Source organism: Myxococcales bacterium (assembly GCA_016699535.1).
Lineage (GTDB): Bacteria > Myxococcota_A > Polyangia > Polyangiales.
The window spans coordinates 3,740,072-3,762,060 of record CP064980.1 but is presented as its reverse complement, the minus strand read 5'-3'; the positions used below and the strand labels follow the sequence as shown (position 1 = coordinate 3,762,060).

Sequence of the window (21,989 nt, the reverse complement as noted above, 5' to 3'; positions counted from 1 at the left end):
TTCAACCGCCGGAAACGGCTTCTTCGTCGGCTCCAATGGGCACAGCATCATCGTCAAGATGATCCAGAAAACCTTCGGGTAGAGCAACCTTTTGTGTTCCTGCGGTTTTTCCTCGAGGGACGCGCATGGCCGTCGGAGGAAAAGCCTCATCGCGTGGCATTGTGTCAAGAACTTCTTCAAACTCACTAAAGTTGTTAACTTGCATGAGTTTTTTTCGAAGCTCAGCGCTCTTGCGAAAGCCTTTGGTGTACCAGGTGCTATGCTTACGAAAATTACGCATGGCCTGGCTTTCACCTAGCCAATCGACAAGCAGCTTGGCATGAACTTTCATTGTGTCCACCACTTCGCCAAGGGTAGGTGGATCGGGTGGGGCTTCTCCGTCAAAGACTTTCGCCAGATCTCGAAAAAGCCAAGGCCTTCCCAAACAACCGCGGCCAACAATTACACCATCGCATCCTGTCTGTCGCATCATGCGTAAAGCGTCGTGGGCTTCCCAAATATCTCCGTTGCCCAAGACGGGGATGTGTTTTAACGATTGCTTGAGCTCTTTAATGGCCTCCCAACGGGCTTGTCCGTCATAGAGTTGCGCTGCCGTGCGAGCGTGCAGTCCGACCGCCGCGCAGCCTTCCTCTTGAGCGATGTAGCCGGACTGAAGATGGGTGTGTAAATGCTCATCGACGCCAATTCGAAACTTAATCGTGACAGGAACCTTGCCAGCATTGCTTACAGCCGCATGAACAATGTTTTTAAGGAGCTTTGCTTTCGCGGGAATGGCCGCGCCACCGCCTTTACGCGTCACTTTGCGCACGGGGCAACCAAAATTCATGTCGATATGATCCACTCTACCGTCTTTAACGAGCCTCTCGACCGCAAGGCCAACGTAGTGAGGATCCACGCCGTAGAGCTGTAAACTCCGGATTTTTTCTTCTGGTCCAAAATCACTAAGCCTTAGTGTTTTTTCCCGCCCTTCAACCAGAGGGCGTGCCGTGATCATTTCACTAACGTAAAGGCCTGCCCCGAAGCGCTTACAAAGGGTGCGAAAAGGATAGTTGGTCACTCCGGCCATAGGGGCTAGCACCACAGGAGGCCAGATGTTTAATGGGCCGACAGAAAGAGCCTTAAACTCCCCAGGCGAAGCCACCGGAACGCCCTGGTTGATTTCGGAAACATATCGAAGGTCCATGACCCCTCCATAGCAGATCTTTTCTTCAAGATCAGGCTGATTGCCTGGATCTGGCCGGGGGAAGGGGGATGGGTGATGTAGTTTTGAATTTGTTAAGTTGTGAGCTTTAACTTGTTTGTACCGCTGCGGAGCAGCGCTCCAAAGAGGGGATTCACGCGAATCCCCTCTTTGGAGCGCTTCGCGCCTTGGCTCCCACCCCAGCGGGCTCGCTTTGCGAGCGGAGGGCTTGGCTCATCGGTACTAGCGAGCGGGGGCTGATGTGCTATGCATCCGGCATGGGGACGGATATTACGGTAATTGGTGCGGGGTTTGCGGGAAGCGAAGCAGCTTGGCAGCTGGCGCAATGGGGGCTCACTGTCACGTTGATCGAGCAAAAGCCCAAGAAACGTACGCCGGCGCAAAAGAGTGATTTGTTTGCGGAGCTTGTTTGTTCCAATTCATTTCGAGGCGCGGCACTCGTTAACGCAGTAGGTTTAATTAAGGAAGAGATGCGCCGTTGTGGTTCATTGATCATGCAGTGTGCAGAGCTTGCGCAAGTGCCGGCGGGGGGTGCACTGGCTGTTGATCGGGAGCTTTTTCAAAAGAAGTCACTGCTCGAATTAGCGCTCATGCGAATATCGAAGTTCAATCGGCTGAAGTCACTGAACTTCCTGCGCAGGGTCAAACTATTTTGGCCACCGGGCCGCTTACCGGTGATGCGCTTGCTAAAGACCTCGAAAACAAAATCGGAGCAGAGCGTTTAGCTTACTATGATGCCATAGCGCCAGTCGTGTTCGCCGATTCGATTGATTGGAGCAAGGTGTTCAAGGCATCTCGCTACGATAAAGGGGGCGATGATGCCTACGTCAACTGCCCGCTCAACAAAGAAGAGTACCTTGCTTTTGTCATGGCAGTGCGCGCTGCTGAAAAAGTAACTCCGCATGCTTTTGAAAAGCCAAATTACTTCGAAGGTTGTTTGCCTCTTGAAGTCATGGCCGAACGTGGTGAACTTACTTTGGCCTACGGGCCCATGAAGCCGGTAGGCTTGACCGATCCTCGTACTGGCAAACGCCCCTTTGCAGTGGTGCAGCTTCGCCAGGAAAATAAAGAGGCCAGTGCGTACAACCTTGTGGGTTTTCAGACACGCATGACATATCCCGAGCAAAAGCGTGTATTTCAAATGATTCCGGGGCTCGAGCAGGCGCAGTTTGAACGTCTGGGCACGGTACACCGCAATACCTTTGTGGATGCGCCCAAGGTGCTTGACGAAAGGCTCGCTTTAAAAGCGCTTCCCCACATCCATCTAGCTGGGCAGATAGCAGGTGTAGAAGGCTACGTAGAGAGTGCAGCATGCGGACTTGCTCTTGGCATGATGTTGGGTTCTGAAAAACGCGCCAACTTACCTTTACTTTTCCCTGCTACGACCGCCCTTGGTGCGCTTTTGCGTCACCTGCAAACGCCTGCAGAGAACTTCCAACCCAGCAATATTGTTTGGAGCATGTTTCCTGAGCTTGATAATCCAAAACTCAGGAAGCGTGCGAAAAAAGAAGCGCTCTCAATAAGAGCGCTTCATGATCTGGACAGTTGGCTCGCAGACACAGGTCTTCGGGCAGAAGACCTAGGCGAAGGTGAAAAAGATCGTGAACCACCTGTTCTGCCTCGTCGCTAACTAAGGCGTTTCTTGGTTTTGTTCTTTGGGACTAGTTGTCTTTAAAAGAGCTTAAATAAAAACGGGATGCACTACTAGCTGCATCCCGTTTTTATCACTCGGACTTGTCTAACCGAAGGTTAGAGTGTGTCGGTGACGTTTTGGTTGTCGATATACGCTTGACCACTTTCACCGGGGCTGTCTCCTGCTCCGCCAGTTACGTTGATCGTATCCGCGGTGTTGCTGGAGGCCTCATACAAACCCAACATATGGAAGTCGTTGCCATCGCCACCACTTCCGTTGCTTGCATTTCCGTCTCCTCCGCACGTTCCAACATTACCCGAGTTGCTGGCTGAGTAGCCAATGATTTCAACATATCCACCGGAACCACCGGAGCCTCCATCTGCCGTTGCATCGCCGCCGCAGAAATCGAGGTTACCGCTGTTGATCGCAGGACCGAGGTCCGAGAAGATACCAATGTAGTATCCGCTGTTGCCCGAACCATTATCGGCGCTAGCGCTTCCACCGTGAGCGATAATATCGCCTTGGTTTTCAGCGTGGTTGTAGCCCCACATGTAGACATAACCACCGTATCCGCCATCGTCGGTGCCGTCACCGCCGGAGCAGTCGACGTCACCGTAGTTGATGACAACCTCGCTATCGGTATCAAAGCCATACTCGTCTTCGGTATACATATAGAAGTATCCGCCTGAACCACCAGCGCCATCTGCACCGTTACCGCCCGATAGATCGACTGGAAGGTAGTTAACTACGCCACCGGATGGACCACCGTCGGCCGGCCAACTGTTGCCGTCTGTGGTGTCGTGCCACCATTCGAGGTAACCTCCTGCGCCGCCATTGCTTGCGCCATTGCCACCAGCCATGTTCAACGAAGCGTAGCCGTAGAAAATGATCTCTTGTTGCGCGGGAGTGTTGCTTGCATCAATGTGAGCTTCCACACCTCCGCCGGAACCGCCGCTTGCACCTGCTCCGCCGTAAATCAAGAGCTCACCTGCAACTTCGATGTTGCCACCAGGCTGGTAGCTGCCTTCCCAACCACTTGAATTCGAGGTGTAGAGCTCGAAGTAGCCGCCGCTACCACCGGAGCCTGTGGTTCCCGTTCCACCGATAGCGCTAACGTTTCCGGAGTTTAATACTTCTCCGCCGTAAGCGTACAGTCCGATATAGCCAGCCGAGCCTCCTGAGCAGGTTGTCGTGCATGCAGCGTTGACGCTTCCGCCGTTTGCGCTGAGCATTCCGCTGTTTCGGACATGACCCGCGTACTCGTTGTAGAGGGAAATTGTATCACCGCTACCGCCATAGGTCAGACCTGTTCCGCCGTTTGCGCTCAGATTTCCAGAGTTGTAGGCATGCCCAAAGTAAGCGTCAAACTCGATTTCGTTTGCTGAGCCACCATTGGTTACGTTTCCAGCTCCGCCGTTTGCAGCGACGTTCCCCGAGTTTAGAATCTTACTGTCCGAATACACATAGAGCCAGCCCGCGTTGCCGCCCTGATCGCCTTGTCCACCGGAGAGGTTGATGTTGCCTTGGTTGATAAAGATGCCTTCGTTGACATAAGCTTCGATGTCTAACCAACCGCCGTTTCCGCCGTCTTCTCCAGTCGTGCCATCTTCGCCGCGAAGGTCGACGCTTGAGGACGAAGTTCCGTAGTAGGTTTCACAGTATATGCGAAGACCGCCACGATCCTTTGTAGCACCTATCACTGTTGTACTGATCGTGCCCTCGTTGAAAAAGTCATTGTCTAAATAGAAATAAGCATAGGAAGTATAATTGAGCTCCAGCGTCAGTGTTGCACCTGAAGCAACGTGAACACCGGTGACGATGACATCGGAACTACTCTGCCTTATGTACAGGCGATTGTTGCTTGTTTTAATGAACGCTTCACCTTCACTAAGCGTTGAGCCGTCTGCAAGGTTTGGCAAGGTGGTGTCTGTGCTGATCTGCAGGGGAACTTCACCTAAGTTAGTGCTAACCGTTTCGGGGAACTCAAAGCTTGCGTCCACCGACCCGGTCTTGAAAATCTTAATATGACCGCCCAAGCTTCCGTCGTTCATGGCAGCTCCAAAGTAGCCGCCGTTTCCACCGTTCGTGGTACTGCCGTCAGCACCATGAAGATCAATCACGGAATCACCCTCGGGGCCTGAAGGCGGAAGCAGGGATGGCGTTACAAAGGATCCGTTGCCGTTACAGACGTAGTCGGTGGTTGCGATTTCATCGCCGGTGAGCTCGCCGTCCATATCGCCACTATCGATGCCGATAACGACCATGGTGCCGCCGTTGGGACAATTTGCATCCCCGGAAGACAGAGATGTTGAGGTCATAAGCAAACCGGATCCACTGGTACCGTTTGCAGCAAAACCATTGCAAAGGTTCTGGCTGGTTTCGACTTCGCCTTCATCCAAGATGCCATTGGCATTGGAGTCATTACCAGCTTGAGCAAGTACGCCGCCGTAGGCGCATACATCACCTGCTGGAATATCCGAAAAGCCGACCACTGGACCGACCTTGCTGCCATTGTCGTCGTCACATGCGGTAAAGATAACAAGTACGAGCAACCCCAAACTCATGGTTGCGATTTGACGAGCACTTCCTTGAAGTTTCAGTCTCATTCTTCCCCCAACTAAATCATGTTGTTATTTACTGAGACTGCCCCTTGCGTTGCTCTGCACAGAGACCTCCCAGTGCCGTGCAGTATCTCAAAAAAAAAAGAAAAACCGAAGAATTACGACAGCAAAAGCCAAAAAAAACGGGGTCTTGGAGCTTTTGCCGTCGCCAAAGGCAAAAAAAAGGGCATCACCGACCTGGTGATGCCCCCTATGCTTAACTAAAAGCAATTCGTTTACCGGGTTTTAAAGGCTATCGGTCACATTTAGGTCATCGATATAAACCACGCCTGTTTCTCCAGCGGTGCTTGCAGATCCGCCGCTTACGTCGATGGAGTCTGCTGTGTTGTTCGCAGCCTCGTAAAGGCCACGCACAAAGATATAACCACCGTCGCCGCCGGTGCCGTTGGTCGTGTTGCCATCGCCGCCGCAGGCCAACAGATCCCCGCTGTTTTGAACCGAGTAACCGACAATCTCAATGTCGCTAGCACTGCCGCCATTTCCACCGTCAGCAGTTGCACTGCCTCCGCAGTTATTGACAGTGCCACTATTGATGGCAGGGCCTAGGTCGGAAAAGAGACCAAAGTCGCCGCCATTCCGTCCTGTGCCGCTACTCGCACTTGCATTGCCACCACGCGTATCAACATTGCCCTGGTTTTCAGCATGGTTGTAACCCCAAAAGTAAAGGTCCCCACCGTAACCGCCCATGGTGGTTCCGTTTCCACCGGCGCAGTTGATATCGCCGTAGTTCATCACGATTTCGCTATCGGCATCAAATCCATATTGATACTCGGTTTCCATATTCACATCGCCACCGTTGCCGCCAGCGCCATCTGCACCATTGCCGCCAAAGCAGTTGATATCAAGGTAGTTGATCACGCCGCCACTGGGGCCTCCATAGGCTGGCCATCCTGAGAGTTGGGTTGAGCTCTGGTAAAGAGCAAGCGATCCAGCCGATCCGCCATTGGTACCGCCCGATCCAGCGTTGACGCTAAGTGATGCATAACCGTAAAAAATAATCTCTTGTTGGCGTGCATAGTTATTGGGCGCTACCACTACTTGGGCAAGACCGCCGGGGCCACCGCTTGCACCATTTCCGGCGAAAAACTGCCAATCGCCCGTGACGTGAATGCTACCCGCCGGCAGGGTTCCATTTGAACCGCTAGCAGTGCCCGTGTACACTTGGGCATAGCCACCATTGCCACCGTTGCCAGTTGTGCCGGTTCCGCCATGCGCAATGAAGTTGCCCGACGTTTTGAGCTGAGCGCCAGCAGCGTACAAGTACACAACACCTCCGGAGCCGCCACTGCATGTTGTCGTACACGATGGATTGACGTTTCCGCCTTGGAGCATGAAATCGCCAGAATTAACAATAGTTCCACGATAGGCGAAGATGTAGCCGTAACCAGCCGAGCCGCCGACGGTCATGCCTGTGCCGCCTATTGCAGAAAGCGTTGCACTATTGAACACGGATCCTTGATCGGAACCAAGTCCAGAGTAGCTGCCGTTGCCGCCGGTGCTAACTGAACCGTTGCCGCCTTGTGTGCTTATAGCTCCGCTGTTGTAAACATTTCCGTAGGAGTGCAAGTATGTGAAGCCGGAATTGCCGCCGGCATCACCGTCTCCACCGGAAGAATCGAAGCTGCCTTCATTGACCAATAGACGAGCAGTGTTGATTTCTGCGTCGTTGCCTTCTCCGCCATCTTCACCAGTGCCGCCATCTTCGCCTCGTGTGCTTACACTTGAACCAGCAAGACCTCTATAGAGGTTACAACTGACATGCAGCTCACTTCTGTTTCGAGTGGCGCCGATGAGACCTGCGATAATATGACCCTCATTAATCACGTCGTTTTCAAGACTGAAGTCGATAGAGTTTCCTCCGTAATTCGGCTCAAAAGTAACCGTGACACCCGAGGCGATTCGAATACCGGTGATGCGAACATCCGTGCTGTTCTGCCGGAGGTACAACGCCGATTGACTGTTACGAATATGAATCTGTCCATCGCTAAGGGTAGAGCCGTCTGCCAAAGCGGGCACGGTGGTATCCGCGGTGAACTCAAATGGTGTTTCGCCCAGTGAGCTGCTTATGTTTTCCGGAAGATCGAAACTTGTATCGACTGTGCCTGTTTTGAAAAATTTGATGTGGCCACCGAGACTTCCTTCACTGAAAACAGCCGAAAAATTTCCGCCGCTTCCACCGGTATCGGTGCTGCCGCTTCCACCGTGAAAGTCAATCGAGTAAGAGCCTGCTGGACCCGAAGGAGGCATGATTGAGGGGGTAGTGAAGGTTCCGTTGCCATTGCAAGCGTATTCCGTGGTGCCGACTTCAGCTTCTTCGAGCTCGCCATTCATCTCACCGCTGTCCAGACCCACCTGGATCATCGTGCCACCGTTTGGGCAATGCGCATCGCCAACGTAGAGCGTGGTGCTGCTCATGAGCAAGCCCTGGCCGCTGGTGGTGTTGTTGTAAAAACCGTTGCAAAGTATTTGGCTGGTTTGGACCTCGTTTTCATCAAGCACTTTGTTGTGGTTGTTATCTTCGCCAGCTTGCGCTGCCACACCGCCATAGGCGCATTCATCACCAATGGGCACATCAGCGAAGCCAATCACCGCGCCATAGACCGCGGATTCGTCGTTGTTGCACGCGCTAAACCATCCAAGTACAATCAACCCAAAACATGCAGTTGCGATTTGACGAGCACTTCTTTGAAGTATCAGTCTCATTCTTCCCCCAAATATGAGTTACGTTAGTTGCGCTGGGTGGACATAAAACAATCGCCTCAGGTATTCGACCACACCAGTCAGCGGGAGTATCGCAAAAAAATGTTAAAAATCGAAGAATTCTCGACGCTTGGATGTGTTCTTTGTTTTTGCTGAGCTTAGGAATCGAGAAAAACAGCAAAAAGACCTAACAAATGGCTTAAACCCAGGATTGAACGTTGCAATCAAGATTGCGAAGAACGAATTCGTTCGGGTGCGGTGGCAAGAATTGAACCGGAAAGTTCGCATTCTGGATCGGGGCATTGCATGAAATGGCATTAAATTGCCAAAAAATGACAATTTTGTCTGTTTTTAGCCACATAAATTGCCACTGTTGTCGTTTTGGACTCTAAGTGTTGGCGGTTAGTTTTTAGGACTGGATCCTTTCAAGGTGTCAGTCTAAGAAAACAAAGGGGTGAAGTTCGCAATGCAGGCCTCAATAGAAATTGGTTGGTTATGGCTTTGTCGCTATCGGTGGCTGCTTTGGGGTGGCTGGGCGCTATCGTTGTGTGCTGCTCTTAGCGCTTCGTTGTTTCCGTGGCAGCAGGGCAGCTGGATGCTGGGATTATGTATCGTGGCCTTGCTCTCCAATTGGCTCTTGGTGCGCTATCGAAACCAAGATCGTACACTTTATCCCTGGCTGCTCGCTACGATGCTGCTCATGGACACGGCAGGGCTATGGGTCTTGCTAGCGTTTACGGGGGCAGCGGCCAATCCCTTCACTATTCTTTTCATCGTTCAAATCATGCTCAGCGCCGTCTTGCTTTCACGAAGGTGGACATGGCTGATGACAGCCACAAGTTCCGTGGCCTTTGCTTTTGCTATTTCGTCTGCCCGCAGACTCGATGCACCATCAAGGCATGCTTCATCATGAAGGGGCTTTCACCTTTCACTTGTACGGGATGCTAGCTGCTTTTATCGCCACGGCGGTCTTGGTGACTCTCGTCGTACAACGTCTCATCCAGGAGCTGGCTGCCAAGAGTGAAGAGCTTTCAAGATACCGGGAAAGCATTGCCCGAAACCAGCAACTGGCCTCGCTTAGTACTTTAGCTGCAAGTGCTGCACATCAACTCGGCACGCCGCTCAGTACCATCGCGCTCGTTTCAAAAGAACTTACGCGTAAATTGGGCGAGCAGGTTTCAATTGACAGTCTGCGTGCGGATGCGGCTCTTATCCGCGAGCAAGCCGGGCGTTGCAAAACAATTTTGGATCACATGCATATACGCGCAGGCGAAATAAGTGGAGAGCAACCGCAACGTGTATCGGTATCCAAACTCCAGTCCGAAATCATTCATGTAGTGCAAGGGCAAGTAAAACAGCGACTGCGGTGGCACGATGAGCTCGGAGAAGAAAGCGTTAGTGTTCCTTTTAACGCAACGGTTCAAGTGGTGGCTAACTTGATCCAAAATGCGGCAGAAGCTTCTCGTGAGGATCAAGATATAACGATCCGGTTTTTCTCCTGCGGCCTTGGCAAGGGTGCTGAAAGTGTAGGCATCGAAGTGCGTGACCAAGGGGCCGGTATGACTGAAGATTTACGGGCTCAAGTCTCAGAACCCTTTTTTTCCACGAAACGACAAGGCCGAGGGTTGGGACTGTTTTTGGCAGACAGTTTTGCTAAGCAAATGGGTGGAGAACTTGAGATTATTTCCGAACTAGGCGAGGGCAGCACTGTTCGAATATCGATGATGCAATCATGAACGCTATGCAACATCTATTGGTAGTCGAAGACGATGAAGTATTTCGCGAGCGTCTGGTTGATGTGTTCATTGAGCGCGGCTATCAAGTGAGTGCTGCCGCGAGTATTAAAGAAGCCAATGCTAAAATCACAAAGCAAGTCTTTAGTCACGCGGTGCTTGACCTCAGACTCAACGATGGAAATGGCATGAGCCTCATCAAACCACTTCGGGTGCGCTTCCCCAGCATTAAAACAGTCGTGCTGACGGGCTACGGAAGTATCGCAACGGCTGTTGCAGCTGTGCGTGATGGAGCAACACACTACTTAAGTAAACCAGCCGATGCCGATGATATCGAACGCGCATTTCACACCGAAGCAGTCGATGCGAATGAGACACCAAAAGAAGTTCCTTCGCTTGCGCGCGTCGAATGGGAACACATTCAGCGTGTGTTGAGCGACTGCGGTGGAAATATTTCTCTTGCAGCACGAAAGCTCGGGATTCATCGCCGCAGTTTGCAACGCAAGCTTTCAAAATACCCCATGCCGCGCTAGCTTGGCATTATTTGTAGCGATTTCATTAGGATAGCGCATTGGTTTGGATCCAAATTGAAGGCGACTGGATTCATGCTAGGCTTTAAGCCTTAGAGGATACTTATGAAAAACGACTTAGCTTATGTTGGATTAACTCTCGTTCTGTTTGCTGTGATAGCATTTGCTGGAAGCACAGCTTTTGCTTGTCCCGCTCCCGATCCGGCTTATTCCATTCCGGTTACGAATCCCGCGGCAGCTTTGCCGAGCACGCCGCCGAATCTCGTGACCAACCCGTGGTTTCGCAACGGCAATGACGCAGACCTAAGCGGCTGGACGGATGAAACGAATCCCAAGCGTTGGTCGCTCAGTCAAAAGGACAGCAACCCCACTGCTGATCAGGTAACGTCGGGGGATTGTCCGGGTTCGAACTACTGCGGTACTGCGGCTCGCATGGCCATGGGTTCCGGACAAGGCGGTGGTGGCACGGGCGTAGGCGGCGTTGATGCCGTGCTTAGCCAAACCATCACGGCCAACGCATCCGATACCTATTTGAGTTTCTTTAGCTATTACGTTACGGGCACGCAAAATGAAGTTGCGCGCATTCGAGTTTTTGGACGAAGCGCTTCGAATCAAAGCTGGGTGCATCTATGGACACCACTCGATCTCACTTCATCGTGCAACTCCAACATGGCATGGACGGATACTGGTTGTCTGACCACTGAGCTTGATCAGGGCTACGGCGAATATCGCCTGGAGTTTACCGTGAGGTATCCAGCGAATAACAACCAAGGCGCCAAGTTTACCGGTGTTTACTTTGCAACATCGTCGGAGGCTAACAACTCAGCGTCGTGTCAGCCGGGAGGCATCCCTGGCGATGGCTCAAGTCCGGGTAACTTGGCGGATGATGCAGGCGTTTTGGCCGATGGTGGAGCTGGCGGCTCCGATGTCGATGGAGGCGTACCGGTCGAGACGGACAACTCATCGGGCGGTTGCGATTGCCACCTTGCCGGACCTTCCTCAACGGATTCAGCTTTCTCCTTTTTGTTTGGAGCGTTGGCCGTCTTGGGCCTGGCCAGGCTTCGTCGCAGACGCGGTTAGTTGTTGGCTCGCTGAGAGCTAAACCAATACTGCAGCGATAGGGAACAAGCCCAATCAAAATTCTTTTTCGAACTTAAGGGTAAATCAACACCAGCAATCACAAGAAGATTTTTTAAAATGCTTGCATTGATTGCCGAAGAGAAAACAAAAAGCGAGTCGCCAGCGCTGCGTCGTTGCGAAGGAATGCTTTGCAACGAGGAGCTACTGTCAAAGAAAAAACTTTGCCCTTGGACCGAGGCCGACAGACGCATTGATACGAATTCAGGGCTAGCAACAAGCAAACGGTAGTCTGCAGCCAGTTGAGGGTTTTGCTCGTACGACCAAGCCAAGCCTGCATCGCTTCCCACAATCACATCGCTCGAACCGAGTACAACGCGCAGAGCAAACGCGGCGTGTTGAACGACATGTTTGGCGCTGAAACCATCATGACTACTTCCGGTAGGTAAAGACAGCTCGCTGCCTAAAGACAAATTGTAGCTATTGTCTTGATCATAAAAAAGAAAATACCGACTGCCAAACCGGAGGTCGCCAAAGCCAACATCCTCTTGCTCACTGTCCTGTAGCGAAAATCGAGTTGCCATCGGTATGGTGAGGCCAAGCTCGAGTGTATTGCTTAGCGCCACTGCGGCCGACAGCGATGTCCACCACCACATGCTGTCTTCGGCCACAGGATCAACGAAAGTGGGTGTCTCTGAGATCCGATACAGTGTTTGATCAAGGGATAAACGGTGATTGGCAAGGGAGAGTTTGCCTCCGGCATTTTGTATGGGTGCGCGGCTTAGATTGCTTTGACCCAGGTCGCCTGCTGCGCTGTGGTGCGCTTGTGCGGGCGCGCAAACATAGAGCGCGGGCAGGACCAGAATTGTAGGAAGCAAAAATCGCATTTGAAATTTCGATGAAAAATGGAGACATCCCTCATTTGCACTTGTTTCACAAGGTAAAAGCCGAGCGCTGCGACAATTGACCGCATGGTGCGCATCCCATCCCAATGCTAGTAAGGATCGCATAAGTTGTTGACGTCCAGGGGGTAAGTTGTGGTGCTAAGTTCTTATCTTAATGCGGGGATATTTGGTTTGGGCTTGCTTTTGGCGCTGAGCGTTTCTGCTTGTGAAAACGATGAAAACAGCTCCGAGTCGGTGTCGGTTTCTTTTTCTAGGTGTTGCTGCCGATGAGTCGCTTGGCTGCGGCAGTGTCATTGATAGTTTGGGTGCATCGGGAAGCACCGTCACGCTACGAGACTTTCGTTTTTATGTGCATGATGTTGCGTTTATCGACACGGCCGGCAACGAAGTTGCGCTTGAGCTTGATGAGGACGGCAAGTGGCAAAATGATGGGCTTGCGTTGCTTGATTTTGAAGACGGCGGACCATCGTGTGAATTCGGAAACACCGATGTGCACAGCACGCTTACGGGCAAGATTGAGAATCATAACTATATGGGGATAAGCTTTACCCTTGGCGTGCCTTTTGCTCGAAACCACCAGGAAGCTGCTACCGCAGAGGCTCCTCTTAATCTTAGTGCCATGTTTTGGAACTGGAATGGCGGTTACAAATTCGTCAGGGTTGACTTGGCTGATGAGGAAAACACACCTTATAATTTCCATCTTGGCAGCACGATGTGTGAGGCTGGTGTGGACGGAAAGGTCACTCAATGCCAAAATCACAACCGCGTCCGAGTTACTCTCGAAGGCCGGGACCCGCGCGAGACATCAGTGGTCTTTGATCTTGCTGAACTGTTTTATGACGTTGATCTCAGCAGCAATGAACTGGCACCCGGCTGCATGTCAGAGCCTGACGATTCAGATTGCGAGAAATATTTTCAGAACATCGGTTTGGAGTGGAAGGATCATGCTGCAACTGAGCAACGTGTTTTTCGTTTCCAATCACAGTAGCCGGTGGTCTGCAAAGCGCCCACCGCACCCCTTCATGCGGTGGGCGCCCCTCCTATTTCTTCTTAGCTTGAGCTCGTGTGCGGATGAAAAGGAGTCGGAGGCTATAGATAGTTACCAGTGGCAACTTCCAGATGGCTTCCCGAAGCCACGTGTTCCAGATGATAATCCAATGAGCGATGCAAAGGTCGCTTTGGGTCGTGTTTTGTTTTTCGATACGCGCTTATCAGGGAATCAAACGCAGTCGTGTGCAAGCTGTCATGATCCTGCCTTGGCATTTACCGATGCACGGCCTTTTTCTGTAGGCAGCACGGGAGATGAAACAAGCCTCAGCGCTCCTTCTCTTACCAACATCGCCTACAATGCGACTCTACATTGGGCCAACCCTTTGCTCAGGACGCTTGAAGCGCAAGTTCTGCTTCCTTTGTTCAATGAGAGTCCCGTTGAGCTCGGCTTGGCATCAAAGGAAGAGCTTATGCTCGAGCGCCTGACAGGTGACACTAGCTTGGCCGAGCAGTTTGACCTTGCATTTTCGGAGCAAGAGGAAGCCCTCACGCTTGATACGGTCGCAAAGGCCATCGCGAGTTTCGAGCGCACGTTAATCTCTGGCAATTCGCCTTACGACCGTTACATTCAGGGCGAAAGCAAAGCTTTATCTGCTGAAGCCAAGAAAGGGCTTAGCTTGTTTTTTCGGAGCGTTTCGAGTGTTTTCACTGCCATGGTGGCTTCAACTTTAGCCAGTCCGTTGATCATGCTGGCAATACTTTCGATCAAGCTGAGTTTCATAACAACGGCTTGTACAATCTAGACGAAGAAGGAAGTTATCCTGCCGATGCCCCAGGGTTGGTTGCGCAAACAGGTGAGCCTTTAGATAAAGGCAAGTTCAAGCCGCCAAGTCTGCGTAACATTGCGGTGACGGCTCCCTACATGCACGATGGTTCGATTGAGACTCTCGGCGAGGTTCTTGAACACTATGCAGCCGGTGGTCGACTGATCGAAACGGGGCCAAACGCTGGCGATGGTCGAAAGAATCCAAACAAGTCGCCCTTTGTTTCGGGTTTTGACATGAGCGAAGAGGAAAAAACAGCGCTCCTTGCGTTCTTCAATTCTCTTACTGATGAAATATTTCTAAATGCGCCAGAATTCCAGGATCCGCGCTTGTAGATACCAGATGCCGGATAGTGAGTCTTCGGTCAGCCACAGCCTTCTGGGGGCTTAGAAGGACTGCATCAAAGCTTTCAAGGTCATCAACTTCCGGAAGCCAAGAGCATTTTCTTTGGTAGTGCTGGTAGTTCTGGCATGCTGTGAGTTGTGGGGATTCAGGGACAGCAGAGCGCGTTTACTCAGCAAGTTGAGCTTTTTGAGAATTATTTGAAAAGTGAGAAGCGCTATGCGCCTCGGACGGTTAAGACCTATTTGAGCGATCTCTCGCGCTTCGAGATTTTTCTAAAAGAAAGAAAATATCCTTTGGATGCAACGCGCCATGATGCTCTTGTCTTGAGAACATTTTTGGCGACCTTGTTTGATAACAACGCATCCCTGACCCTATCGAGAAAAATGGCAGCGCTTCGGGCCTTTTATCGCTTTTTGTTCCGACGTGGGCAGATTAAATACAATCCAGCGGCGGCGTTGCGCACTCCGAAACTGCGCCGTAAACTTCCGTCCTTTCTCACCGTTGATGATGCCTTTCGAGTGCTTGAACAAGCTGAGCATCGTGTTCCAGAAAACAGCCGAATCGCTTTGCGAGACCTTGCTATCTTGGAAGTGCTATACGGCAGTGCATTACGAGTAAGCGAAGTGGCGACAGCTACGATAGCGGATGTTGATATAAGTGCTGCTCGAATGCATGTAGTTGGTAAAGGTGACAAAGCGCGCTGGGTGCCGCTCACACAGCCTGCGGTGGATGCTTTGCGAGCTTATCTGAAGGAAAGGCAATACTTCGTTCATCCCAAAACCTTGAAACAAAACACGCGTACGCTTTTTTTAGGGCAATACGGCACACCTTTGACCGCCAGGCGTATCCAGGCTTTGCTTCGAAACTACGGCATACAAGCCTTGGGGCGCTCGGATATCCATCCTCATATGTTGCGGCACAGTTGTGCTACGCACCTGCTGGATGCTGGGGCGGATCTGAGAAATATTCAAGAACTTCTAGGGCATGCAAGTCTTGCAACAACACAACGTTATACCCACGTAAGTATCGATCGCCTTTTTGAGGTCTACGATAAGGCCCACCCACTGGCCCAGAACAAAAAAACAAGCTAGAGCATTTCCAATACAATTGATTCGATTCTTGCTTGTCCAGAACGCCCGATGTTGCGGTGCTCCTCCTCGCCGTGGCACCATTGCAACTGGTGGCCTCTCCTCGCCTCAGTCGCACTGCCCTGTGCGATATCGCGATCAATTGTATTGGAAATGCTCTAAGCCTTTGAATTCAAAGGGGGAGTTAAGTGGGCTCTGGAGGTTAAATAGATTGCTTGACAGTAACCCGACTCGTTCTTAGCTTGGCCTCACTTTGCGAAAAATCATGGGAAAACAAATGCGATCGACGACCATTGTCGCGGTCAGACGGAACAACTCAGCAGCGATGACCGGAGATGGCCAAGTCTCTCATGGTCAAACGGTGCTTAAGGGCAATGCTAAAAAGTTCGCAGACTTGCGGATGGTAAAGTTGTTGCTGGTTTTGCCGGAGCAACGGCGGACGCTTTTACGTTACTTGATCGTTTTGAAGCAAAGTTTAAAGAGCATCGTGGCAACTTACTTAAGGCCTCCGTTGAACTTGCAAAAGATTGGCGGACCGACAAGTACTTACGCCGTCTTGAAGCGATGATGATCGTTATGGACAATGAACGCACTTTGCTCCTCAGTGGCATAGGGGATGTGATAGAACCGGATGAAGGCATTATCGCAATTGGTTCTGGCGGAAGCTATGCGCTTGCCGCAGGTCAGGCTTTATTGCGCAACACAGAACTATCAGCCAAAGATATTGCCGAACGTTCCTTAGAAATCGCTTCTGAAATCTGTGTCTATACAAATAACAAGCTTGTGACCGAGGAGATTAACGCGTGAGCACTGAAACTCGTAATTTACCCCTCGGGAAATCGTCGGTGAACTTGATCGGTATATTATAGGACAAGACAAAGCCAAACGTGCCGTAGCTGTGGCATTGCGAAATCGCTGGCGACGTCAGCAAGTGCCTGAAGATTTGCGGGATGAAATCGCTCCTAAAAACATCATCATGATCGGTCCGACGGGTGTTGGCAAAACAGAAATTGCAAGGCGCCTTGCAAAGCTTGCCCGAGCACCTTTTGTCAAAGTAGAGGCCTCGAAGTTTACTGAGGTCGGCTATGTCGGGCGCGACGTGGAGTCAATGATTCGGGACTTGGTCGCGCTTGCGGTGCAAATGGTTCGCGATGAGGAGATGGAAAACGTCAAAATTCGCGCCGCCGAAAATGCGGAAGAGCGCCTGGTGCGCAAGCTAGCCGCTGCGGACCTTCCGGCACCGCCAAAAGCCGTACCCAATTTTGGTCCATTTAGCATCGGTCAAGGACCGGCTCCCACACCGATAGCGCGAGAAAAACTTGATGAAGTAAAGAAAAAGTTACGGTCTGGCGAACTCGACGATGAACTTGTTGAGCTTGATGTCGAATCACCGCAAGGCATGATGCCGATGATGACAGTCATGGGTGGTCCAGGCATCGAGGACATGGAGCACAATCTCAAAGATCTATTTAGCCAAATTCCCGGGATGGGGGGAAAAGCAAAGCGTCGCAAGGTTAAAGTCCCCGAAGCCCGCAAGCTGCTTGAAAAGGAAGAAGCGCAAAAGCTAGTGGATATGGATCGTGTGCAGCGTCTGGCTGTGGAGCGTACCGAACAATCAGGTATTGTGTTCTTAGATGAAATTGACAAAATCGCCGGCCGTCAAAGTGCCATGGGTCCTGATGTTTCCCGAGAGGGCGTGCAGCGCGATCTGCTGCCTGTCGTAGAGGGAAGTACTGTCAACACGAAATACGGGGCTGTTCGTACCGACCATATTCTTTTCATAGCGGCAGGTGCATTTCACTTGAGTAAAGTGTCTGATTTAATTCCTGAGCTTCAAGGACGTTTTCCCATACGCGTCGAACTGGATAGTCTCGAGGAAAAAGACTTCGTGAAAATTCTGACAGAGCCTAAAAATTCACTCACGCGACAATACGTGGCTCTGATGAAAACTGAGGGCATTAAATTAGACTTCACCGAGGATGGTATTGCTGCAATGGCTCATTTTGCAACCCAAGCGAATCAGCGCTCGGAGAATATTGGCGCACGCAGGTTGCATGCCATCATGGAAGCCTTGCTTGAAGAACTATCGTTTGTTGCCCCGGAGATGAACGAGCAGCAATATGCAGTGGATGGGGATAAAGTAAGATCGACGCTCGATCCCATTTTGGCAGATCAAGATTTGGCAAAGTACATACTGTAAGGCTTTTTCGGCAGCAAGAAATATTCATAAAGGCCATAATAAACGCATTGCCAAGATTAATTAGGTGTCGCCGACAAACAGCTACGCGTGCTCATCCACAGATCGACATCGCCCTGTCCACCTGGTCGGTCGCTAGCGAAGTATAGTGTCAATCCATCGGCGCTCAGTGCCGGCGTTGCATCAATACCTGAGCTATTCACTCCTGGAACAGCAACAGGGGCACTGAAGGCTTCACTGCGGCTCGTTCGAGATGCTGTGTAAATGTCCGCCATACCTAGGCCGCCAGAGCGTTGAGAGTTGAAATAGACGCTTAGACCGTCGCGTGAGAGTGTCGCAAAAGCATCCAAAAATGTTGAGTTGAGTTCAGTAAGTTCTGTTGGCGCAGCAAAGGCTTCGGATGTTGTTTGTCGCGTTGTTTGCCAAAGATCAAAATCGCCCGTGCCGGTTTGGTTGGACGTAAATACTGCAAGCAAACCGTCTTCGGTGACTGCGATTTCGAGCTGTGCCGAATCACTTCGATTGATCGCATCAAAAATTCCTGCGGTAGATAAGGTGAATTGTCCTGATGCCGTTGAACGTGTTGCGTGGATTAATGTTCCATCTACACCCCAAGTGCTCCACGTGCCATATGCAAGCTCGGTGTCCGCATTCCACACCGAAGGGTTGTCTTCGGAACTCGTCCCATTGATTTCACTAAGGGGTACCACAGAGGAATACGAAGCTCCTATCGTGGATCGTGTTGCGACATACAAGTCCGTTTTACCAGCGCCGTCTGGCCGATCAGAGGAAAAATATAGCCTTAAGTGATCAGTGCTGGGTAAGGGATCCCACTCGGGGTATACCGAATTGATATCAGCCCCAAGGTTGATTGGTTCAGAAAAGCTACCGTATACGCAGGTGCAGTAGCCAGCGGGGCACATGTTGCTATCGCAGTCAGCGGCAACGTCGCATTGCTTTCCCAGGGCGCAGGCGGGGCAGCTTCCGCCACAATCGACGTCGGTCTCATTCCCGTTGAGTATTCCATCAGAGCAATCTAGAGTCGTGCTCGAGTCATCGTTTTTGACATCGACGGTTGAGTCGCTTGGCGTTCCAGAATCTGCTGGACTTTGATGCACAGCGCTCCCAAACGAGTTGCATCCGCCCAATACAGCGATGGCGATCAATAATGGATAAGCAAAGCCCACCAATCTAGTATAGCCTATGATTTTTGTAGAGGCCAAAGCTTGCCATAGTTTACTTGGCACAACCGCTATAGTTATTAATCGGTTGTATTCCACCGGCACTGGCGGCTTTGTGGACCGACCCCGCTTACAATTTCACAAGTCTTAGCTAGAGCAGCATGGTACAAAGAACGTTCTTTGCGCATGTAGCCGGTCACTGTTCTGCGGAAAAACAGTGTATTTGTCGGTTTTGTAATGGGTATTACCTGGTGCAGTTCTTGCATAGTATTTCAAGCATGGAGTGTGAATTGTGGGTATAATACGATCTCGAGATATACGGAGCACTCTGCTCGTTGTGGTTGCTGCCTGCTTGCTTGCAGCGTGTACAGGAGAAGTAATAGACCCGGCTGGCAGTCAAGGCGAACAAAATTCTGCAGGAGTGCTGAGCACATCAGAAACTTCGTCGGGTACGGATCCGGACATCTCGACTGATCCGGCTGTCGGCACTGACCCATCAGACAGTGGTTCCGATCCGAATGATCCGTCGACTTTACCCAAAATTACCACCCGTAGTGCAGGCTGTGATCTTTCAGCCCCGTCTAAACGTGGTACATCAACCGAGCAGATGCTGATTGCCGGTGCTAACCGAACCTACAGTTTGTCGGTGCCTGCTAGCTACGATCACAGTCGAGCTTATCCTCTTTTTTTTGGCTTTCATGGCAGCTCTGGTGGGCAAGCCACTTTTGTGATGGATGCAGGTTACGAAGAAGACGCTATTTTTATTCATCCTGAAGCGCTCCAAGTGGGCTCCTCCCGAGAATGGCTAGGCAGTTCCGAGGCAGCTAACATGACGTTTTTTGATACTCTCGTTGCCGATGCGGCTAAGACCTTTTGCATTAATCTAGAGCGAGTTTTTGTAAGTGGATTTAGCCTTGGAGGCGAGATGGCTTCTTACGTTGGTTGCAAACGTGGCGACATCGTTCGTGGCATGGCTCCCATTGCAGGCACATGGGACTACGATAACAGCTGCGTTGGGCAGGTGGCTAGCTACATCGGTGTGGGCGAGAACGATGGTCTGATGAATCAGTGGTCAACGTTGATGGCGCAAGAAGTTATTGATTTTTATCAATGCAGCGGAACACAAGGATGGATTCCAAACGAGAGTACTTGCGTTCGTTATACTGACTGTAATCCAAGTGACATGCCCGTTGCGTTCTGTGAACTTCCAGGTGTTGGCCATACGACGACTGATGGGAATGGAAATTCACTTTGGGGCGAATCTATTTGGCGTTTTTCCAAGAGTATGTGCCTTAGACTACTCCAGTAATCGTTTTGCTGTGTAGATGTTGCCTAGTTGCTGTAAGGCACATCAGTCTAGGAAGGTTGTGTTTTTCGGTTCGGGTGTCAGCAGAGGGATTGGTTCAAGAGAAAAGCCCCTATGCCGTCTCGCAAAGTCTCGGCCATTGCTTGTTGTGCCTCAACACGAACGGGCACTGACGTCGTCGTGAGAACTGTTTCTGAGTCACGAGCGGCAGAGATTGTCACTGTAGGGCTGTACGGTACCTAAATGCATCACTTGTTACGAGTTGCAAAATCATGGAATTAAAATCGTAGCTCTTTGATATCAAATCACGGGAGATGATATCCACAGTGCATCCATCGTATTCATCTTCCAAGATTTTGCCGAGGGCCCACCGCAAATAGTGATCCACGACACACTCGGAGAACTGTGGTTGATCTCCGATCTTGGTGCCGAGTTGTGCTGCCCCACTGAAATCCGGATCATCCAGGCCATCAATGCTACCGGCGGTAATGACGGGGTCTCCGTTGGCATAGCTACTACGCTGCTTGCCCAAAGCATCAAACATCTCAAGGCCATGTCCAATGAGGTCCACCTTGACATGGCAGCCGCTACAGGTGGGGTCTTCCAAACGGTTCACTTCAGTGAGAGCTTCTGCACCAGGAGGCGGAGCTGGTAGCGGATCACACAAAAAAGCATCGCGAATATATGCTCCGCGACGGGTAAACGAAGTGACGCCCCCTTGGCTATTGGTAGTCAACATCGAGAATGCAGCTGTTGAAAATAGACCTCCACGAAGCGAAGATTCATCGTAGTTCACCTTCTGTAGTGATGTTGTGGAAGGTGCTGATACCTCGTAGATGTCCGCAAGTAGTGAATCAGCATAGCCGTAACGAGCATTGAGTAACGAGCGCACATCACCGCCGCTACCTAAGGCATCTCTATTCAAAAGCTGCACTTCTTCGATTGCACTCGTGACTAACGCACTGCTAAAGGATTCATTGTCAGGTAGACTTTTTCCTTCAAGAGTATCCATCCGAAGCCACTGTTTAGAAAAATGCCATCGGACTTCTTCGGAAGCTGAATCCTGGAGCATTTCTGTCGTGAGTGCACTTATTCCTTCAACGCTACTCAAATCAAGGCCATCAACTCGATCCAAAAGTGCTTCAGATGGACCTTTTTGCCAGAGCAAAAAGCTCAAGCGAGAAATTATTTCATAGGGATCGAGTTTTCGTAGCTGAGGTCGCTCGCCGTTTTCTTGTCCATATTCAACACGGAACACGAAAAAAGGCGACTGCAGCATAGCTTCGACTACGACACGTACCTTTTCGAGGGCACCGTTGCTATCGGCTGTGGCACCGAGGGTCATAAAGTTCCCGATCTCTTCTTCGCTAAGTGGTCTGCGATAGACGACTTTGCCCAAGTTTTGCGTAAATGTTTGAATGCAAGCTGTTTGCTGCACATCACAGCCACCAGTAAAGTGTGCAAGTAGCGTCGCATTTTGGATCGCCGCATCCGCTACATATTCGGCGATGTTCATGTATTGCGTGGCATGTGCATCTGAAATCGTCAAAAAGTCAGCGTTGTTACTGAATCCTTCCACCACAGGGTCTGCAGGAAAGCTGCTGGCTTGAGCGGAGATATCCACCCCAAATATGTCTTCGATTGTACGAGCATACTCA

Annotated in this window: 14 protein-coding genes and 3 pseudogenes; 11 read left to right on the top strand and 6 right to left on the bottom strand. The window is 51.1% G+C overall.

Annotated elements, in window-relative coordinates; translation table 11 throughout:
* Position 1: 1 nt before the first annotated feature.
* A complete protein-coding gene (gene dusB, locus IPJ88_17710; GenBank protein QQR89971.1) occupies positions 2–1,183 on the bottom strand; it encodes a tRNA dihydrouridine synthase DusB in 1,182 nt (393 codons plus the stop codon).
* Between the two features lie 275 nt (positions 1,184–1,458).
* On the opposite strand from dusB, the pseudogene trmFO reads away from it, so the two are divergent.
* Positions 1,459–2,831 (top strand): annotated as a pseudogene (gene trmFO, locus IPJ88_17705) (methylenetetrahydrofolate--tRNA-(uracil(54)-C(5))-methyltransferase (FADH(2)-oxidizing) TrmFO).
* A gap of 119 nt (positions 2,832–2,950) precedes the next feature.
* Here the strand turns inward: trmFO and IPJ88_17700 are convergent.
* Together IPJ88_17700 and IPJ88_17695 are read right to left on the bottom strand one after the other, a co-directional pair.
* A complete protein-coding gene (locus tag IPJ88_17700; protein ID QQR89970.1) occupies positions 2,951–5,440 on the bottom strand; it encodes a hypothetical protein in 2,490 nt (829 codons plus the stop codon).
* 240 nt (positions 5,441–5,680) lie between these two features.
* A complete protein-coding gene (locus IPJ88_17695; GenBank protein ID QQR89969.1) occupies positions 5,681–8,158 on the bottom strand; it encodes a hypothetical protein in 2,478 nt (825 codons plus the stop codon).
* A 463-nt stretch (positions 8,159–8,621) separates the two neighbouring features.
* Here IPJ88_17695 and IPJ88_17690 point away from each other — a divergent pair, with 463 nt between their 5' ends.
* The 4 genes from IPJ88_17690 (at position 8,622) to IPJ88_17675 (ending at position 11,498) form a co-directional block, all read left to right on the top strand.
* Positions 8,622–9,068, top strand: a complete 447-nt coding sequence (locus tag IPJ88_17690) for a hypothetical protein (GenBank protein QQR89968.1) — start codon at positions 8,622–8,624, stop codon at positions 9,066–9,068.
* Complete coding sequence (locus IPJ88_17685; GenBank protein QQR89967.1) at positions 9,055–9,891, top strand: HAMP domain-containing histidine kinase; 837 nt, start codon at positions 9,055–9,057, stop codon at positions 9,889–9,891. Before IPJ88_17690 ends, IPJ88_17685 begins: the two co-directional genes overlap by 14 nt.
* On the top strand, positions 9,888–10,421 hold the full coding sequence (locus IPJ88_17680) for a response regulator (protein ID QQR89966.1): 534 nt from the start codon (positions 9,888–9,890) through the stop codon (positions 10,419–10,421). The genes IPJ88_17685 and IPJ88_17680 overlap by 4 nt, the downstream gene beginning before the upstream one ends.
* Before the next feature lie 102 nt (positions 10,422–10,523).
* Entirely contained in the window at positions 10,524–11,498 is a 975-nt protein-coding gene (locus IPJ88_17675) for a hypothetical protein (protein ID QQR89965.1), read from the top strand.
* Here the strand turns inward: IPJ88_17675 and IPJ88_17670 are convergent.
* Entirely contained in the window at positions 11,495–12,373 is an 879-nt protein-coding gene (locus IPJ88_17670; protein ID QQR89964.1) for a hypothetical protein, read from the bottom strand. The two genes, IPJ88_17675 and IPJ88_17670, sit on opposite strands and share 4 nt — an antisense overlap.
* 241 nt (positions 12,374–12,614) lie before the next feature.
* Between IPJ88_17670 and IPJ88_17665 the strand changes: the two genes are divergently transcribed.
* The 5 genes and pseudogenes from IPJ88_17665 (at position 12,615) to hslU (ending at position 17,847) form a co-directional block, all read left to right on the top strand.
* Positions 12,615–13,388 (top strand): metallo-mystery pair system four-Cys motif protein, encoded by a 774-nt coding sequence (locus IPJ88_17665; GenBank protein QQR89963.1) that lies wholly within the window; start codon positions 12,615–12,617, stop codon positions 13,386–13,388.
* Positions 13,389–13,422: 34 nt separating this feature from the next.
* A pseudogene (locus IPJ88_17660) lies at positions 13,423–14,549 on the top strand (di-heme enzyme).
* Between the two features lie 147 nt (positions 14,550–14,696).
* Positions 14,697–15,650 carry a tyrosine recombinase XerC gene (locus IPJ88_17655; GenBank protein QQR89962.1) on the top strand — a complete coding sequence of 318 codons (954 nt, stop codon included), beginning with the start codon at positions 14,697–14,699 and terminating at the stop codon, positions 15,648–15,650.
* 262 nt (positions 15,651–15,912) lie between these two features.
* Positions 15,913–16,454, top strand: a pseudogene (gene hslV / locus IPJ88_17650) (ATP-dependent protease subunit HslV).
* Between the two features lie 31 nt (positions 16,455–16,485).
* A complete protein-coding gene (hslU, locus tag IPJ88_17645; GenBank protein QQR92079.1) occupies positions 16,486–17,847 on the top strand; it encodes an ATP-dependent protease ATPase subunit HslU in 1,362 nt (453 codons plus the stop codon).
* Between the two features lie 56 nt (positions 17,848–17,903).
* On the opposite strand, the gene IPJ88_17640 is transcribed toward hslU, so the two are convergent.
* The gene (locus IPJ88_17640; GenBank protein ID QQR89961.1) at positions 17,904–19,091 is read right to left on the bottom strand and encodes a PD40 domain-containing protein; all 1,188 of its coding nucleotides are present in this window, start codon (positions 19,089–19,091) and stop codon (positions 17,904–17,906) included.
* Between the two features lie 226 nt (positions 19,092–19,317).
* On the opposite strand from IPJ88_17640, the gene IPJ88_17635 reads away from it, so the two are divergent.
* Entirely contained in the window at positions 19,318–20,334 is a 1,017-nt protein-coding gene (locus IPJ88_17635; protein QQR89960.1) for a hypothetical protein, read from the top strand.
* A 214-nt stretch (positions 20,335–20,548) separates the two neighbouring features.
* Here IPJ88_17635 and IPJ88_17630 read toward each other — a convergent pair whose 3' ends face one another.
* On the bottom strand, positions 20,549–21,955 hold the full coding sequence (locus tag IPJ88_17630; protein ID QQR89959.1) for a DUF1592 domain-containing protein: 1,407 nt from the start codon (positions 21,953–21,955) through the stop codon (positions 20,549–20,551).
* Between the last annotated feature and the right edge of the window lie 34 nt (positions 21,956–21,989).

Excerpts from the sequence above, each read along its gene's own strand:
- dusB (QQR89971.1), bottom strand. The coding sequence starts at position 1,183 with ATGGACCTTCGATATGTTTCCGAAATCAACCAGGGCGTTCCGGTGGCT.
- IPJ88_17700 (QQR89970.1), bottom strand. The coding sequence starts at position 5,440 with ATGAGACTGAAACTTCAAGGAAGTGCTCGTCAAATCGCAACCATGAGT.
- IPJ88_17695 (QQR89969.1), bottom strand. The coding sequence starts at position 8,158 with ATGAGACTGATACTTCAAAGAAGTGCTCGTCAAATCGCAACTGCATGT.
- IPJ88_17690 (QQR89968.1), top strand. The coding sequence starts at position 8,622 with ATGCAGGCCTCAATAGAAATTGGTTGGTTATGGCTTTGTCGCTATCGG.
- IPJ88_17685 (QQR89967.1), top strand. The coding sequence starts at position 9,055 with ATGCTTCATCATGAAGGGGCTTTCACCTTTCACTTGTACGGGATGCTA.
- IPJ88_17680 (QQR89966.1), top strand. The coding sequence starts at position 9,888 with ATGAACGCTATGCAACATCTATTGGTAGTCGAAGACGATGAAGTATTT.
- IPJ88_17675 (QQR89965.1), top strand. The coding sequence starts at position 10,524 with ATGAAAAACGACTTAGCTTATGTTGGATTAACTCTCGTTCTGTTTGCT.
- IPJ88_17665 (QQR89963.1), top strand. The coding sequence starts at position 12,615 with ATGAAAACAGCTCCGAGTCGGTGTCGGTTTCTTTTTCTAGGTGTTGCT.